The sequence below is a fragment of the Duganella rhizosphaerae genome (assembly GCF_040364205.1).
In the GTDB taxonomy this organism is placed as follows: domain Bacteria; phylum Pseudomonadota; class Gammaproteobacteria; order Burkholderiales; family Burkholderiaceae_D; genus Rugamonas; species Rugamonas rhizosphaerae.
In genome coordinates this window covers 1-300 of record NZ_BPWK01000090.1, presented here as the reverse complement: position 1 = coordinate 300, position 300 = coordinate 1, and the positions used below count along the sequence as shown (strand labels likewise).

1 protein-coding gene is annotated in these 300 nt (G+C 68.3%); it reads left to right on the top strand.

Features of this window, described 5'->3' with window-relative positions:
• The coding region (locus tag RUGAMON1_RS32735) for an AMP-binding protein (RefSeq protein ID WP_445234438.1) at positions 1–300 on the top strand (300 nt) is incomplete at both ends.

Here is a 300-nt window from a genome sequence, read left to right as displayed (position 1 = left end):
GGCGCTGCGGCAACAAGGGGTGACGGTGCTGTGGCTGACGGTGGGGCTGTTCAACCAGTACGCCGACGCGCTGGCGCCGGCCTTCGGCGGCCTGCGCTACCTGATCGTCGGTGGTGACGCGCTCGACCCGCAGGTGGTGCGCAAGGTCTTGGCGCGTAGCCGTCCGCGGCATCTGCTCAACGGCTATGGCCCGACCGAGACCACGACCTTCGCCACCACCTACGAGATTGATGAAGTGCCGGCCGGTGCGCGCGGCATTCCGATCGGCCGTCCGATCGCCAACACCCAGGTGTACGTGCT